This window comes from Mesorhizobium sp. WSM4844 (genome assembly GCF_055811775.1).
The window spans coordinates 1-14,124 of the sequence record NZ_JBVVQB010000051.1 but is presented as its reverse complement, the minus strand read 5'-3'; the positions used below and the strand labels follow the sequence as shown (position 1 = coordinate 14,124).

At 62.6% G+C, this 14,124-nt stretch carries 18 protein-coding genes and 1 tRNA gene; 12 read left to right on the top strand and 7 right to left on the bottom strand.

What is annotated here, in order from left to right:
• Positions 1-260 precede the first annotated feature (260 nt).
• Positions 261-440, bottom strand: coding sequence for a hypothetical protein (locus tag AC0L2A_RS28445; RefSeq protein ID WP_473611609.1), 180 nt, complete (start codon positions 438-440; stop codon positions 261-263).
• Positions 441-583: 143 nt separating this feature from the next.
• On the opposite strand from AC0L2A_RS28445, the gene AC0L2A_RS28440 reads away from it, so the two are divergent.
• Both AC0L2A_RS28440 and AC0L2A_RS28435 read left to right on the top strand, forming a co-directional pair.
• A complete protein-coding gene (locus AC0L2A_RS28440; protein ID WP_287223933.1) occupies positions 584-844 on the top strand; it encodes a hypothetical protein in 261 nt (86 codons plus the stop codon).
• Positions 845-847: 3 nt separating this feature from the next.
• A complete protein-coding gene (locus AC0L2A_RS28435; RefSeq protein WP_023803860.1) occupies positions 848-1,108 on the top strand; it encodes a hypothetical protein in 261 nt (86 codons plus the stop codon).
• Here the strand turns inward: AC0L2A_RS28435 and AC0L2A_RS28430 are convergent.
• Positions 1,105-1,818: an SOS response-associated peptidase gene (locus tag AC0L2A_RS28430; protein WP_473611607.1), complete on the bottom strand. Its 714-nt coding sequence runs from the start codon at positions 1,816-1,818 to the stop codon at positions 1,105-1,107. The genes AC0L2A_RS28435 and AC0L2A_RS28430 overlap by 4 nt on opposite strands.
• Positions 1,819-2,093: 275 nt before the next feature.
• Between AC0L2A_RS28430 and AC0L2A_RS28425 the strand changes: the two genes are divergently transcribed.
• The 5 genes from AC0L2A_RS28425 to AC0L2A_RS28405 all read left to right on the top strand — a co-directional run bounded on the left by AC0L2A_RS28425 (position 2,094) and on the right by AC0L2A_RS28405 (position 5,195).
• A complete protein-coding gene (locus AC0L2A_RS28425; RefSeq protein ID WP_023803858.1) occupies positions 2,094-2,531 on the top strand; it encodes a hypothetical protein in 438 nt (145 codons plus the stop codon).
• A 165-nt stretch (positions 2,532-2,696) separates the two neighbouring features.
• Complete coding sequence (gene minC, locus AC0L2A_RS28420) at positions 2,697-3,482, top strand: septum site-determining protein MinC (protein ID WP_473611606.1); 786 nt, start codon at positions 2,697-2,699, stop codon at positions 3,480-3,482.
• A gap of 101 nt (positions 3,483-3,583) precedes the next feature.
• Positions 3,584-4,399, top strand: coding sequence for a septum site-determining protein MinD (gene minD / locus AC0L2A_RS28415; protein ID WP_023803856.1), 816 nt, complete (start codon positions 3,584-3,586; stop codon positions 4,397-4,399).
• The gene (gene minE / locus AC0L2A_RS28410; protein WP_023803855.1) at positions 4,396-4,668 is read left to right on the top strand and encodes a cell division topological specificity factor MinE; all 273 of its coding nucleotides are present in this window, start codon (positions 4,396-4,398) and stop codon (positions 4,666-4,668) included. Before minD ends, minE begins: the two co-directional genes overlap by 4 nt.
• Positions 4,669-4,931: 263 nt before the next feature.
• Positions 4,932-5,195 (top strand): exopolysaccharide production repressor protein, encoded by a 264-nt coding sequence (locus AC0L2A_RS28405; RefSeq protein ID WP_473611605.1) that lies wholly within the window; start codon positions 4,932-4,934, stop codon positions 5,193-5,195.
• A 182-nt stretch (positions 5,196-5,377) separates the two neighbouring features.
• On the opposite strand, the gene yghU is transcribed toward AC0L2A_RS28405, so the two are convergent.
• A complete protein-coding gene (yghU, locus tag AC0L2A_RS28400; protein WP_473517254.1) occupies positions 5,378-6,244 on the bottom strand; it encodes a glutathione-dependent disulfide-bond oxidoreductase in 867 nt (288 codons plus the stop codon).
• Positions 6,245-6,470: 226 nt separating this feature from the next.
• Between yghU and AC0L2A_RS28395 the strand changes: the two genes are divergently transcribed.
• From AC0L2A_RS28395 to AC0L2A_RS28385, 3 genes are all read left to right on the top strand, one after another.
• Complete coding sequence (locus AC0L2A_RS28395) at positions 6,471-7,373, top strand: S1C family serine protease (RefSeq protein ID WP_091598989.1); 903 nt, start codon at positions 6,471-6,473, stop codon at positions 7,371-7,373.
• 197 nt (positions 7,374-7,570) lie between these two features.
• Entirely contained in the window at positions 7,571-8,170 is a 600-nt protein-coding gene (locus tag AC0L2A_RS28390) for a YdeI/OmpD-associated family protein (protein WP_473611603.1), read from the top strand.
• Positions 8,171-8,333: 163 nt separating this feature from the next.
• Entirely contained in the window at positions 8,334-10,481 is a 2,148-nt protein-coding gene (locus AC0L2A_RS28385) for an EAL domain-containing protein (protein ID WP_473611602.1), read from the top strand.
• A 69-nt stretch (positions 10,482-10,550) separates the two neighbouring features.
• Here AC0L2A_RS28385 and AC0L2A_RS28380 read toward each other — a convergent pair whose 3' ends face one another.
• The 3 genes from AC0L2A_RS28380 to AC0L2A_RS28370 all read right to left on the bottom strand — a co-directional run bounded on the left by AC0L2A_RS28380 (position 10,551) and on the right by AC0L2A_RS28370 (position 11,418).
• Positions 10,551-10,880 carry a GYD domain-containing protein gene (locus AC0L2A_RS28380; protein WP_027155386.1) on the bottom strand — a complete coding sequence of 110 codons (330 nt, stop codon included), beginning with the start codon at positions 10,878-10,880 and terminating at the stop codon, positions 10,551-10,553.
• A 165-nt stretch (positions 10,881-11,045) separates the two neighbouring features.
• Positions 11,046-11,228, bottom strand: coding sequence for a DUF3606 domain-containing protein (locus tag AC0L2A_RS28375; RefSeq protein ID WP_027155385.1), 183 nt, complete (start codon positions 11,226-11,228; stop codon positions 11,046-11,048).
• Positions 11,229-11,344: 116 nt separating this feature from the next.
• A tRNA-Gln gene (locus tag AC0L2A_RS28370) sits at positions 11,345-11,418 on the bottom strand.
• Positions 11,419-11,609: 191 nt separating this feature from the next.
• Here AC0L2A_RS28370 and AC0L2A_RS28365 point away from each other — a divergent pair.
• Positions 11,610-11,996 carry an ester cyclase gene (locus tag AC0L2A_RS28365; protein WP_473611601.1) on the top strand — a complete coding sequence of 129 codons (387 nt, stop codon included), beginning with the start codon at positions 11,610-11,612 and terminating at the stop codon, positions 11,994-11,996.
• A gap of 497 nt (positions 11,997-12,493) precedes the next feature.
• Here AC0L2A_RS28365 and AC0L2A_RS28360 read toward each other — a convergent pair whose 3' ends face one another.
• On the bottom strand, positions 12,494-12,979 hold the full coding sequence (locus AC0L2A_RS28360; protein ID WP_473611599.1) for an Lrp/AsnC family transcriptional regulator: 486 nt from the start codon (positions 12,977-12,979) through the stop codon (positions 12,494-12,496).
• Positions 12,980-13,133: 154 nt separating this feature from the next.
• On the opposite strand from AC0L2A_RS28360, the gene AC0L2A_RS28355 reads away from it, so the two are divergent.
• Positions 13,134-13,886, top strand: a complete 753-nt coding sequence (locus AC0L2A_RS28355; RefSeq protein WP_473611598.1) for a tryptophan 2,3-dioxygenase family protein — start codon at positions 13,134-13,136, stop codon at positions 13,884-13,886.
• Positions 13,887-14,124: the final 238 nt, after the last annotated feature.

The following is a 14,124-nucleotide window of genomic DNA, read 5'->3' as shown; positions in this document are numbered from 1 at the left end:
TCTGTGATGGTAGAGAATAACGCCAGAGGTATCGCGACACGGGTGCTGATCTGCCGTGGCACCATACGTCCGGAACGTGTCCGAGACGCGACCTCCATAGCGATGGCCGCGCAAGTCCGATTATGGCGCAACCAGGACCAATAGCTTCGCGCTGCCGATATCCGCTTTCGAGTAACAGGGAAATTGCTTCGAATGACCAAGATAGGCGCTAAGCCGACCTTCGAACGGCACGATTGAACACGCGTCCTGCTACGTCATCTCTAAGCGCTTACCGCGTCGCCCGGCGCCGTCCCTCCACGGCGGCAAAGCCGCTCCTGCAGATGCCCATTGAGCACGATCATTTCCTTGAGTGCCTTCACCGCGTCGCCCTTGTGCTGTGCAATGAATTTTTCTGCAACTACCTGAAGGGCGGCTTCCTGGCGGCTGTCCAGCGCCACCATGTGGTCCAGGCGATGCCTCCAACAGTTTCTGTTCAAATTGAACAAAACGGGAACAAAATTGTCAAGTGTGAATTGACTCCGCGAGGAATACCTTCCTATTTGACAGAGGTGGGGCGGTTGCTCACAAACTGGGGAGAGCCGCGATGGGCAGACGAAAAAGCCGGTTCGACAGGCTGTCGGCGAGGCATGCGGAGGCGATCATCAGCGACGCTCTCAGCCTGCGCAGGACGGTGCTTTCGTCGCAACTGCATCTGAAGGCGCATGGCGAGCTGTTTTGGCAGCTTTGCGGGCTTGTCGAGAAACTGCATGAGGTGATGGCCAGCGTAGCGGAAAAGGAGCCCGATTTCCGGATGCCGGATCTTGGCCTGCTTCCGCTTCCCGAGGACTATTTGACTCGGAATTGAGCCATGGCCGGGCCGATGGACAGCGTTGGACGTGCCGCGAAGGCCAACATGCTGCTGATCGTCGAGTGCGGCCACTGCTACCATGTCGGACGTTTTCGGGCCAACGACGTGGCCAAGGTGGTCGGCTGGAACAAGCCGCTGGAGACCATCCGATTCAGATGCAAGCGGTGCAACCGAACGGACACGACGGTGAAGACCCAGTTCGTCGACCAGGACCATCCGCCAAAAGGCTACATCTGGGTGCTGCAAAAATTCAAGCTTTAGAACAGCGAACCCTGTACCGGCGCCTGTGGCGCCTGCGGCGGAAATTTTATCTGCGTCGCGGGCTTATCGACGATCACCAGCGCGTCGTCCGCTGCCGTGCGTTGCAGGTGCCTGGCTTGCGACCACGGCGCGCTCAGCCAGGTCTCGGTTTCCTCCTGCGTGGTCAGGATCACGGGCATCGCCTTCTCGTGGATCGGCGCGATCAGCGCGTTTGGCCTTGTGGTCAGAAAGCCGTAGAGCTCGAAGTCGCCGGGACCGTCCTTGACCTTGCGCACGCCTTGCCAGCGCGTCCACAGGCCGGCGAAGAAGAACAGCGGCCGCGCCTCGTTCAGCGCGAACCAGTAGTTTTTCTGGATACCGGTATCCGGATCCTTGTCGCCCGGCGTTGGGCTCGGTTCGGCAAAACTGGTGAGCGGCACCACGCAGCGGTTTTCGACGCCGAGATATTGCTGCCAGTGGCCATATTGCGGGTTGCGGATGTTGGTGGTGCCGTAGTCGGCCTTGCCCTTCACGCGCTCGATCGGCGCCGGCATGCCCCACAGCAGGTTGGCCAGCTCGCGCGTCCCGTCAGGCGCGTTGCGCACCACCGGGCCGGGCTGGTTGGGATAGATGTCGATGGAGGGCTCGAGATTGCCGAGATTGTCGCGCAGGGCGCGGGTCCACTGGCGGATCGCCTCCTGGCTGGTGGTGATGTTGTAGAGGTTGCACATGTCGAGCCCCAGGGATGTTCAGGCATCTTGTGTGAAAGGGCAGGTAATTTCCAGCGCTGTCCGGCTGGCTGCTGACACGCTACCCCAGCCCACAGCGCCGCGATCACCGCCGTCATTCCGGCGATCGACCGCGGCAGGAGGATACCGTCGTGCGCAGCGGCGAACCGCGGGCTCCGCCTACGCAACGCACACCGCTCGCGCGCGTTCTACCCATTAGGAGGAGCATGGCGATGTGACAGCTGGTCTCATGCGCTCACAATTGGAGGCAAACCACCATGTCCAAGTTCAAAGATGCCCTTGACCGCGGCAAGGAAGCTCGCCGTGAGCAAGAGGAGAAGGTCGGCAATGAGAAGGCCGAGGGGGTGGACTTCGGCGCGCAAGCAAGGGCCTGGCTAAACGACGTCGTGGTTGCGTCGCTGGAAACGGCCAGGGCTGACGTAGCAGGCGAGGTGGCCGTCGAGATGGACACCGCGCCACGCCGCCAAGCCAAAGCATCAACACCATCTATTCGGTTCAGAATCTACAGGAAGCGGGGAACGGAAAAGGAGGTGGTCGGAAGAACGTTCACGGTCAACGTTCAGCTGAGTGGACAAGTGTCGGTCTCTTCGCCGGGGATGGTGGCAAGAGAAGTGGGAAACATCGGGGATAGGGCTGACGAGCGGTTCTCTAGCTTGCTGGCGGAACTGATCGAGGACGCAGCGAAGGGCACTTAGCCAGCAAGGTGTCGAGGAGGGGCCGGCGATTTCCAGCGTTGTCTGCGGCTGCTGACACGCCGAGCCTGTCAGTAACAGCTTTCCGGACGCCGCAAACAGCCCTCCGTTAACCTTTCGTTAACCATGGCTGGCTAGCGTTTACCTATCAGTAAGGAATCGCTGTCCGTGACCTTCGCCGCCCCCGTCGAGACCAAATCCATTCGCTTTCGCGCCCGCTCCTTCGTCGCCTTCACGCTCACCCCGGAGACGCCGCTTTCGGAGTGGCTGGAAAGCCTCGACCGCTGGATCGGCAATTCTCCCGGCTATTTTGCCGGCCGCCCGGTGGTGCTCAACCTCAACACGTTGAAGCCCGCGGTCAGCCAGATCGAAGCGCTGGTTGCCGAGCTTGGCCTGCGCGGCATCCGCATCTATGCCATCGAGCTCGAAGGCAACACGGTGCTTGAGCCCAGTCTGCCGCCTTTGCTGATCGGCGCCAAAGAGGCCACAGCCGGGCTGCTCATGCAGGCCGACCAAAAGGCTGCCGGCGGGCCGGAAGAGGCGGGCAGGGCGGAAGAAGGCAGGGCGGAACCGGGCAAGCAGTCAGAAGACAGGCAACCAGAAGACAGGCTGCCGGACGCGCCGGCCACGCTGATGGTCAAGACGCCGATCCGCTCGGGCCAGTCGATCTTCCACGCGCATGGCGATGTCATCGTGCTGGGCTCCGTTGCCTCCGGTTCCGAGATCGTCGCCGCCGGCTCGATCCATGTCTACGGCACGCTGCGCGGGCGGGCGTCGGCCGGTGTGCTCGGCCATTCGGCGGCGCGCATCTTCTGCCGCAAAAACGAGGCCGAACTGCTGTCGGTCGACGGCTGGTATTGCACCGCCGAGGAGATGGAGCCGGCCTTGCGTGGAAAAGCGGTGCAGGCGTTTCTGGAAAAGGACACGCTGCGCATCGCGCCGTTCAGCCAATGAAGGTACCGAAAGTACGCAGCGGTTTCGAAATAGGAACAAAGACTTAAGCGCATCGCATAAATCAAACGCTTAACAATACGAACAACAATAAGGAGGCATAGATGGGCAAAGTTGTGGTGGTCACCTCGGGCAAGGGGGGCGTCGGCAAGACGACCTCGACGGCCGCCCTTGGCGCCGCCGTCGCGAGAACCGGCAAGAGGGTGGCGCTGGTCGACTTCGACGTGGGTTTGAGGAATCTCGACCTGATCATGGGCGCCGAGCGGCGGGTGGTGTTCGACCTGGTCAACGTCATCCAGGGAACGGCCAAGCTGTCGCAGGCGCTGATCCGCGACAAGCGGGTCGAGACACTGTTCCTGCTGCCGGCCTCGCAGACGCGCGACAAGGATGCGCTGACCGAGGAGGGCGTCGGCGAGGTGATCGAAAAGCTGAGCTCGGTGTTCGACTACGTCTTCTGCGACAGCCCGGCCGGCATCGAGCGCGGCGCGCAGCTTGCCATGCGCTTTGCCGACGAGGCGGTCATCGTCACCAACCCGGAAGTCAGCTCGGTGCGCGATTCCGATCGCATCATCGGCCTGCTCGACGCCAGGACCGTCAAGGCCGAGCGGGGCGAGCAGATCGCCAAGCATGTGCTGGTGACGCGGTACGATGCGGCGCGCGCGGCGCGCGGCGAAATGCTCTCGATCGACGATGTGCTGGAAATCCTGTCGACGCCGCTGCTGGGCATCATTCCCGAGAGCCAGGACGTGCTCAAGGCCTCCAACCTCGGGTCGCCGGTGACACTCAGCGATCCGACCAACTCCGCCGCCCGCGCCTATATCGAGGCGGCCAAACGGCTCGAGGGCGAGGACCTGCCGGTCGTCGTGCCGTTCGAGCGCAAGGGCTTTCTCGATCGGCTTTTTGGAAGGAGGGCAGCATGAGCCTGTTAGACCTCTTCAAGCGGCGCGGCAGCGCGCCGGTGGCGCGCGAGCGGCTGCAGGTGCTGCTCGCCTATGAGCGCCGCAACCGCAGCCAGCCCGATCTCGTCTCGGTGCTGCGCGAGGAGATCATGGCCGTCATCGCCAGGCATGTGCAGATCGACCAGGATTATCTGCAGGTCTCGATGGATCGCGGCGAGACGATGTCGACGCTGGAGATCGACATCCAGATCCCCAACAAGAGCGCTAGGCCGCTGGCCATGTCGGCCTGAGCGTTGCGCCTGTAGTGGTTTTTGACGCCGGCGGGACAGCGCCCCCCTCTGGCCTGCCCTCTTTGCCCCCACTTGGCATCTCCCCCTCAAGGGGGGAGATTGGCAGCTTCGGCGCACCGCTCGCCTCTGCATCAACGATGCCCACGCTTCCCATCCATTTGCCACTTGCGCAACCAACAAAAGGGTGAAAACGTTGGTCCGGGGTAAATGGGCAAGGGTGGTCGTCGCGGCTGTTAGACGCTCCGGGGCGGCCTTGAAAAGCGATGAATTTTCCACAGTTCCTGGTGGGGATGACCGCCGCGGCATTCATCGTGGCGCTCTCGATTTATTTGGCAACGGGTTCAATCTGGAAGGCGCTCGGCTGGACGGTCCTCACCTTGATCGTTCTGCAGCTTGGATATTTTTTGTCCGTCGTCCGGCTGATCTATAGGGCTGAACGAAAGACACACAGTGACCGCGACCCGCGAGTACTGGACCGTCGAGACTGCATGCGGTTTCGAGATTCAGGTCGGCCACCACAAATATAAACATGCCTAGACCATGATGTTCATCAGATAGACAGTATGGTCTAAACCGCTTGAAAGCGGACATGTTCGGTTCTGGGAATGTGCCTTGGACGTTCCGTTACTTTAGTCAACCAGTATATATCTCCGGGTGCATATGCCCGATACTGCGCAGCGCGTCATCCGCTCCAGCTCCGTCGCTCTGCTCACTCCGCCGCCAGTTTGTCCTGCGTCCTGGTGTCGAAATCGCTGGCGTCGTGGCGCTCGTGCAATTGCATCGCCGGCTCGCCGAAGGCGCGGTTGACCATGCGGCCGCGCTGCACCGCCGGCCGCGCGTCGATCGCGTCGGCCCAGCGCTGCACGTGCTTGTATTCCTGCACCGACAGGAACGCGCCGGCGTCGTTGTACATGCGGCCCTTGGCCAGCCCGCCATACCAGGGCCACACGGCGATGTCGGCAATCGTGTAGGCGTCGCCGCCGAGATATTCGCTTACCGCCAGGCGCCGGTCGAGCACGTCCATCTGGCGCTTCACCTCCATGGCGAAGCGGTCGATGGCATATTCGAATTTTTCCGGTGCGTAGGCGTAGAAATGGCCGAAGCCGCCGCCGAGATAGGGCGCCGAGCCCATCTGCCAGAACAGCCACGACAGGGTTTCTGCGCGCGCCGGCTGCTCGATCGGCAGGAACTCGCCGAATTTCTCGGCCAGATGCAGCAGGATCGAGCCGGATTCGAAGACGCGGATCGGCTTTGGCCCGCTGCGGTCCATCAGCGCCGGGATCTTGGAATTGGGATTGACCTCGACGAAGCCGCTGCCGAACTGGTCGCCGTCGTTGATCCTGATCAGCCAGGCGTCATATTCGGCGCCTTTGTGGCCGCGCGCCAACAACTCCTCCAGCATGATCGTCACCTTCACGCCGTTTGGTGTCGCCTGCGAGTAAAGCTGCAGCGGATGCTTGCCGACCGGCAGCTGCTTGTCATGCGTCGGGCCGGCGATCGGCCGGTTGATGCTGGCGAAGGCGCCGCCATTTTCCTTGTTCCAGATCCATACTTTCGGCGGTGTGTATTGGTTCATTTCGGAGGCCTTTGATGTGAGCGGAGAGGGTCTTGGGGAGGATCAGCTTGCATAGATACAGGTAGTGCGGGCTGACGGAAGTTCAACTTGTGTTGAACTATTGTCGATGTCGGCAGCGCAAGCCTGCGCGATTGCATCCAGCCCTTGCGCCTCGTCACATGCGCCATAGCTATAGAAGATGCCGGCCCTCTGAACGGTCGTCGTGAATATGGCCAGGATTGAGAGCATGACCATCGATACGATTTTGCGGTCCATCGTGACGGTGCGCGCGTCGATCCCGGATGATGCCTTCACCGCGAATGCGCTGGGCACCAGCCGGGAAGGCAGCGGCGTGGTCATTCGCGACAACGGCCTGGTGCTCACCATCGGCTATCTCATCACCGAGGCGGAAGAAGTCTGGCTGACCGACCACAGCGGGCGCGTGATTCCCGCGCACGCGCTCGCCTACGACCAGGAAACGGGCTTCGGCCTGGTGCAGGCGCTGGCCCCGCTCTCCCTGCCCGCAGTGGCTTTCGGCGACGCGGCCAGGGCGATGGCCGGCGACCCGGTGGTGCTCGCCGACGGCATCGGCCAGGCGGTCAGCGCGTACATCGTCACCAAGCAGGAATTCGCCGGCTATTGGGAATATCTGCTGGACGAGGCGATCTTCACCGCGCCGGCTCATCCGTCATGGGGAGGTGCGGCCCTCATCGGGCAGGACGGCAGACTGCTCGGCATCGGTTCTCTGCGCCTGCAGATGAGCCGCGCCGGCGAGATCGCCGACATCAACATGGTGGTGCCGATCGACCTGCTGCCGCCCATTCTCGACGATCTGCTGACACGCGGCCAGGTCGCCAAGCCACCGCGCCCGTGGCTCGGCGCCTTCTCCGCCGAAAGCAATGGCGAGGTCGTGGTGATGAGCGTCGCCGAAGGCAGCCCGGCCGCCGAAGCCGGCCTGCGCCAGGGCGACATCATCTCGGATGTGCGCGACGGCGAAGTCGACGGGCTCGCCGATTTCTACCGCAAGTTGTGGCAGAACCCGGCGGGGGCGGAGATCCCGTTGCGGGTTGTGCGCGACGGCCGCGAAACCTGGCTGCGCGTCAAGTCGGCCGACCGCAACAGCTTTCTCAAGAAACCGCAGCTGCAGTGAAGCGCTTTCCTTCTCCCCTTGTGGGAGAAGGTGGATCGGCGCGCAGCGCCGAGCCGGAAGAGGGGTGTTGGACGGAATGCGGCGATGCCAAGCTGGAGCACCCCTCATCCGACCGAGCTTCGCTCGGCCACCTTCTCCCACAAGGGGAGAAGGAGGCAGGGAGAACCGATGACGACCACAGAAAGGCAGACCCGCTGATGGCGCCGGTCGAGGTCGACCCCACCAAGGTCCGCGAATTCAGCGATGCCGAGAGCTTCTACACCTGGCTCGGCGAGCATCACGACACCGAGACAGAAATCTGGATCAAGATCCACAAGGTCGGTTCGGGACTGCCTTCGATCACGCCCAAGGAGGCCATCGACGTCGTGCTGTGCTGGGGCTGGATCGATGCCGTGCGCAAGGGGCTCGACGACAAGAGCTATTTGCAGCGCTACACACCGCGCGGCAGGAAGAGCATCTGGAGCCAGATCAACGTCGACAACGTCGCCCGGCTGATCGAGGCGGGCCGGATGACCGAGCATGGGCTCAAACAGGTCGATGCGGCGAAGGCCGACGGGCGCTGGGCGCGCGCCTATGCAAGCGGCAAGGACATGAAAATCCCCGCGGATCTGCGGGCCGCAATAGACGCCGAGCCCGAGGCAAAGGCGATGCTGGCAAGGCTCAGCGCGCAGAACCGCTTCGCGCTCGCCTTCCGCATCCACAACATGAAGACCGAGGCTGGCCGCAAGAAGAAGATCGCCGCCTTCGTCGAGATGCTGACGCGCGGTGAGACGATCTACCCGCAAGGGAAGAGGTGAGGGCTGGCGCCGTCGCGGCTGTGGCTGCCACTGCGGCAAAGTTCGCGCCTCGTGGGTGTCAGGGTGAGAGAAATTGGCCGTCCACCCCGGCCGCTGCGCAGTAACGGATTCTTCTTTGCTTTTGCCGCACAATGGCCGCGACGAGGCAGGCGAAGTCCAGAGCATGGCCGAAAAGAAAAATCGCGACGGAGAGTTCTGGGAGCTGGCGCTCGAACGCGCGCATCTTGGCGTCTGGGATTGGGATCTCAGGAGCGGCGACTGTTTCTACTCGGCGATGTGGTTGCAGATGCTCGGCTATGGCGAGGGTGAGCTTGCCGAGACGAGCGATCTTTGGTTGCAGCTGACGCATCCCGACGATCGCGAGCGGGCGGTGGCCAGCGGCGAACGCCACATTGCCGGCCTGACCGATTCGATCGAGACCGAGCTCAGGCTGAAGCACAAATCCGGTCACTGGGTATGGGTTCTCGATCGCGGCGGAGTGGTCGAACGCGACGCCGAAGGCCGGCCGGTCAGACTGATGGGCGTCCAGACCGACATCACCAAGCAGAAGCAGGCGGAAGCAGAGCTTGAACAGGTCAACGTCCGCTTTCGCCTGGCATTGGCGGCCAGCGGCACCGGCATCTGGCATCACGATATCGGTGCACGCAAAAGCTACTGGGACCAGCGCACGCGGGAGATCTACGGGCTTGTCGCCGACACCGACGAAGTGTCGCAAGACCTCTGGCACAGCTATCTGCATCCGGACGACCGGGCCGACGCCGAGCGGGCCCATTTGGCGCCGCTGCAAACCCAAAAGGTCGTCGCCGTGCAATACCGCATCATCAAGCGGGACGGCGAAATCCGACATCTCGAATCGCTGATACGGTTTGCCGACGCCCAGTCATCGGGCCAGATCCTGGGCACGGTGCGCGACATCACCGAGGCGAAGCAACGCGAGCAGGAACTTGCCCATGCGGCCCGCCATGACGCGCTGACCGGCCTTCTGAACCGCGCCGCTTTCGACCGGCTGCTGGCCGAGCACATCGCAACGGCGCGCCGGCTCGCGGTGTTCTACGTCGATCTCGATTACTTCAAGGCACTGAACGACTTCGCCGGCCACGCCGCCGGCGACCTTGCCCTGAAGAGCGTCGCCGAGCGCATTCTGGGCTGTCTGCCGCCGTCGGTGCACGCCGCGCGCCTCGGCGGCGACGAGTTCGCGCTGCTGGTGCCTGATTGCGACGCAGCGCAAGCCGAGCGTCTCGCCGGCGCCGTACTCGCGGCGGTTCGCGATGCCGACCTCGGCTCGACGGCGGCGTCGCGCAAGCTCGCGGCCAGCATCGGCATCGCCTTTGTCGCCGATGCGAATACCGCAGTGGCCGACGCGCTCGCCTGCGCCGACGACGCCTGCTATGCGGCCAAGGCCGCCGGGCGCAATCGCTTCGCGGTGTTCTCGCCCGAGACGACATCCGGTTCCAGCGGCCTCAATGCGGCGCGGCTGGCGGCCGACACCGTCGACGCCATGGCGGACGGAAGGCTGAAACTGTTCGGCCAGGAAATCCACCAGCTCGGAAAACCCTGGCAAGAAAGCCGCCATGTCGAGGTCCTGGCGCGGCTCGCCGGGCGCAACGGGCGGCTGATCCCGCCGGGCGAGTTCATCCCGGCGGCGGAGCGGTTCGGCGTCGCCTCGCGGCTCGACCGCTGGATCATCAGGACGGCGCTGTCGCTTCATGGTCCGGCGCTGAAGTCAGGGGCGCTCACGCTCGGCTTCAACCTGTCGGCGCAGACGCTGAGCGACCCGCAGCTTTGGGATTTCGTCGACGCCATCATCGCCGAGACCGGGGCGCCGCATTCCGGCATCGGCTTCGAGATCACCGAAACCGCCGCAGTCACCAATTTCGCAGCTGCCGAGCAGTTCGTCGGCAAGGCGCGCGAGCGGCGCTGCCGCGTCAGCCTCGACGATTTCGGGGCGGGCATGAGCTCGTTCGAATATCTCAGGCGCTTTCCCGTCGACACGATCAAGATCGACGGTTCGTTCATCGAGCATATTGCCGATAGCCGCTTCGACCGCGAAATCGTCTCGGCGATATCCGGCATCGCCAGGAGCCTCGGCTGCTCCGTGGTGGCGGAGAAGATCGAAGCGCAGGATGCGCTCGACATCCTCGCGGATATGGGCATTGACTTCGGCCAGGGATTTCTGCTGCACCGGCCGGAGCCGCTGCAAGCGATCGTGGCGCGGGCGTGCGCGACCCGGGCGAGCGCGACACAAGCGAGCGTGGCACGGGCGAGCAAGACACGGGCGAGCGCGCCGGCACCAGCCGGACGGCGAGCCTAGCCCGGATCTCTCCGGGCTAGCCGGGCGAAAAGTCCGCGAAACCGGTCCGGCGCCGTGATGCGCGACTGGTCAGGACTTTCCTGGCGGGCGATAGCGGACCGACTTCGCCTTGCCAAGCGCTTGCATCGTCTCTTCGACGCTCAGGAGAACGGTGGTCTCGTACGAACTGAGCGCTCCTCCCGCACCAATGGCAAGCATGACCGATGCCATCGAAACGTTGTCGGGCGCTTCCCACAGGTTCCAGCCATCGTGCTCTCCGAAGCCGTACCAGAACCCGTGCAGCTTTCCGCCTACCGATTCGATGTAGGTGCGGGCTGCCTCGCGTCTATCCTCGGGGTTTTCGATCAGCCGCGCCCAGGTCTCGGGCGTATAGCTGAATCGTGAGAGATACATGGGCATGGTTCGCCTCCAGGGCCGCCGATCCCCCAGCGGCTCGGCGTCGAGGGGATCGAGGGAGGGGCTGGCGCCGAGCCTGACCGGCTTGGTTGGTTCACCGGCTGACAAAATATGCGCTCAGGCTAATATAATCGCAACACCTATCCTGCAGGCCGCCGCCGATGCGGGTCAGGCGTTGCGGCTCGCCATATGCGCGTCAAGCTTCTTTCTCGAAGGCCCGTACCGCTTGATGATGGTCGCGGCCTCGCTCGGCGGTATGCCATATTTTTTCGCAAACGCCGCTACGTCGTAAGGCTCCTCGCCGGCGGCCGGTTTGCGGTCCTGCTTGCTCCTGGATTTGTCGTCGGCCATGTCGTCCTCCATCATATCTGGTGGTTATAGGGTTCCTTGGTCGGCCCGACCATCCATGCCAGTTTGGAAAAGGGGAGGCACGCCGGTCTGACCGGTTGCCCCGACCGGTGAGCTGCTGGTTCCCGCTCATGGGCTCGAACCACGATTCACGCCTTCAAAGGGCGCTGTCCTACCATTAGACGAAGCGGGAAAGTGACGCTGTCTAGCACTTTCTCATCGGCGCATGAAGCTGCTTCATGCCGTGATCTGCTTGAGCGTCTGACGCGCGCCGCGCGAGAGCCTCTGCCCCGCCGATGGAGGACACCGGGCAGCTTTTCAAATAAACAGGGAGCATGAGGCACGCCCTTTCAGCAGGGCCTTGTAGAGACGGGAGCAATCGCCGTGACCAGAACCGACCTCTGTGACATCTACCGAGACTACATTGCCTGCCTGAACAAGCAGGACTGGCCGAAGCTGGGGCAGTTCGTTGATGATGAGGTGATCCACAACGGCCGGCGGCTCGGTCTATCAGGCTATCGCAAAATGCTGGAGAGAGACTTTGCTGAAATTCCGGACCTTTATTTCAACGTCCAGATGCTGATTTCCGATCCGCCCTACATAGCGAGCCGGCTAGGGTTCGACTGCGCGCCGAAAGAAAGCTTCCTCGGCCTCCCTGTAAATGGGAGGAGAGTTTCCTTTGCCGAGAATGTTATCTATGAATTTGGGGACAAAAAGATTGTAGAAGTATGGTCTGTCATAGACAAGGCTGCCATCGAAGCTCAGCTTTAGCGCAGGAATGCTCGGCCGTCGTTCCACATTCCGATATGAACCACGGTATGAACACTGGCAGCTGCCTGTCCCCGCCTGTCAAGGACCCGGCCTTGACGCCTGAACACGCTGCCCCAGTTTACGCGGCGGAGTTTTTAGAAATGCGATACGACTGGCAGGGGCGCAAATTCCTGGAACGGCATTTCGGCATTGTTATCGCAATTGGCCTGGCTGCAGGGCTGTCGGTGCTGGTCGCGCTGGGCTACACGCCTTAGAGACTGTTTGGAAACTCTACTCTGGCGGCCATCTGATGGCGTTTTCTGCGCTTACCTACAGCGCCGCGCGTCCTTTGGACGCGCAAAAGGACGCTGTAGCACTTTTGGTTTGCGCATGATCCTTTCCGAAAATCTTCCGATTTTCGGGTTCATGCGCGGGCTCACGGACCAAAACGTCCGCTGCGCTCCGGTTCTCGAAACCACCACCATGTGACTCGCCAGAGCGAATTTCAAAACAGTCTCTTAAGCCTCGGATTTAGCGTTCTTCTGGGCATGCCCCACGGCATTGGCGAAAGAAATGTCATCCTTGATCTCGCGCATCGCCATCGAGGTGATCGTGCGGCGCACGCCGGGCAGGCGGCTGAGCTCGACGCGCAGCATCCTGTCCAGCGCCATCATGTCGACGGTCACGATCTGCAGGAGATAGTCGGCCTCGCCTGTGGTGGCGTGGCAGCGCCGGATCAGCGGATGCGCCTGGACGGCGGCCTCGAAGGCTTCGGAGAGTTCGAAATCGATCGACACCTGGATGAAAGCTTCGATGCCGAAGCCGAGCTTGGCCGGGTCGATCCGCGTCGAGTAGCCGCGGATGATGCCGGCGTCCTCCAGCGCCTTGACCCGCTTCCAGCACGGCGTCTTGCTTAAGCCGACCTCGTCGGCGAGCACTGCGAAGGAGGTGCGCGCATCGCGTTCCAGCGCCGCGACGATCTTCCGGTCGACGGCATCCAGCATCACACGTTCTCCAAACCTTCGCGATGGACGAACATTCGTCCTCCATTTTCTGGCATTTGGATAACACAAAGGAACAATGTTCAAGTGAAAAGCGACTAAACTGCGGGCTCGGACCGAACAACCGCCCTGAGGACCGGGCAACGGAGCAGCTGCCATGCACAAGCCGGATTATTACGCCCGTATCGAAGCGCCCGAGATGCGCGACTATGGCGTCTATCTCAGCTGCGACAAGCTACTCGCCTGCCAGAAGCCGCTGGCCGAGATGGTCAATGCCGACGAGCTGCAGTTCCAGATCGTCCACCAGGTCGAGGAGCTGTGGATGAAGCTCATCGCCTACACGCTGGTCGATGTCGTCGACTTCCTCGAGCAGCAGAACACCCATCGCATCGTCACGCTGATGGGGCGGGTGCATCGGCTGATGCGGATGATGACGGCGCAGCTCGACCTGCTCGAAACCATGTCGCCCAAGGAATACCAGGAGATTCGGCTGCAACTCGGCAATGGCAGCGGCCAGGAATCGCCGGGCTTCAAGCTCTTGCTGCGCATGCCGCCGGACCTGTGGCGGGCGTTCAAGGCGTCCTATCTCGATGGTCGCGGGCTCTCGGTCGAGGATGTCTACGATGTCAGCTATGACCACGGCGACAGCTATGTCGTCGCCGAGTCGCTGATCGAATTCGACGAGCTGTTCCAGAAATTCCGCGCCAATCATCTTTATCTCATCCACCGCTCGATCGGGCTCGGCTCGAAATCGCTCAAGGGCCGGCCGGTCGAACTGCTGCAGGCCGGCGCCCTGCATCGCTTCTTCCCGGAGCTGTGGGACATACGCTGCGACATGACCGACCGCTGGAGCTGCCAGTATGGGACTGTGCGGGTGCCGATCAGCCACCCGGAGGCGAAGGCAGGGTAAGGCCCGCGATCCCTTCTCCCCTTGTGTGGGAGAAGGTGGATCGGCGCGCAGCGCCGAGCCGGATGAGGGTGTTGGACGGAATGCGGCGATGCCAAGCTGGAGCACCCCTCATCCGACCGCGGAGCCTGTCCTCGGGCTTGCCGGAGGCAAGACCCGTGGGCGGCCACCTTCTCCCACAAGGAGGGCTTTGCACGGGGGCCGAAGTTTGACGCAGATGGCGCATGGGGCGTTTTTTGAA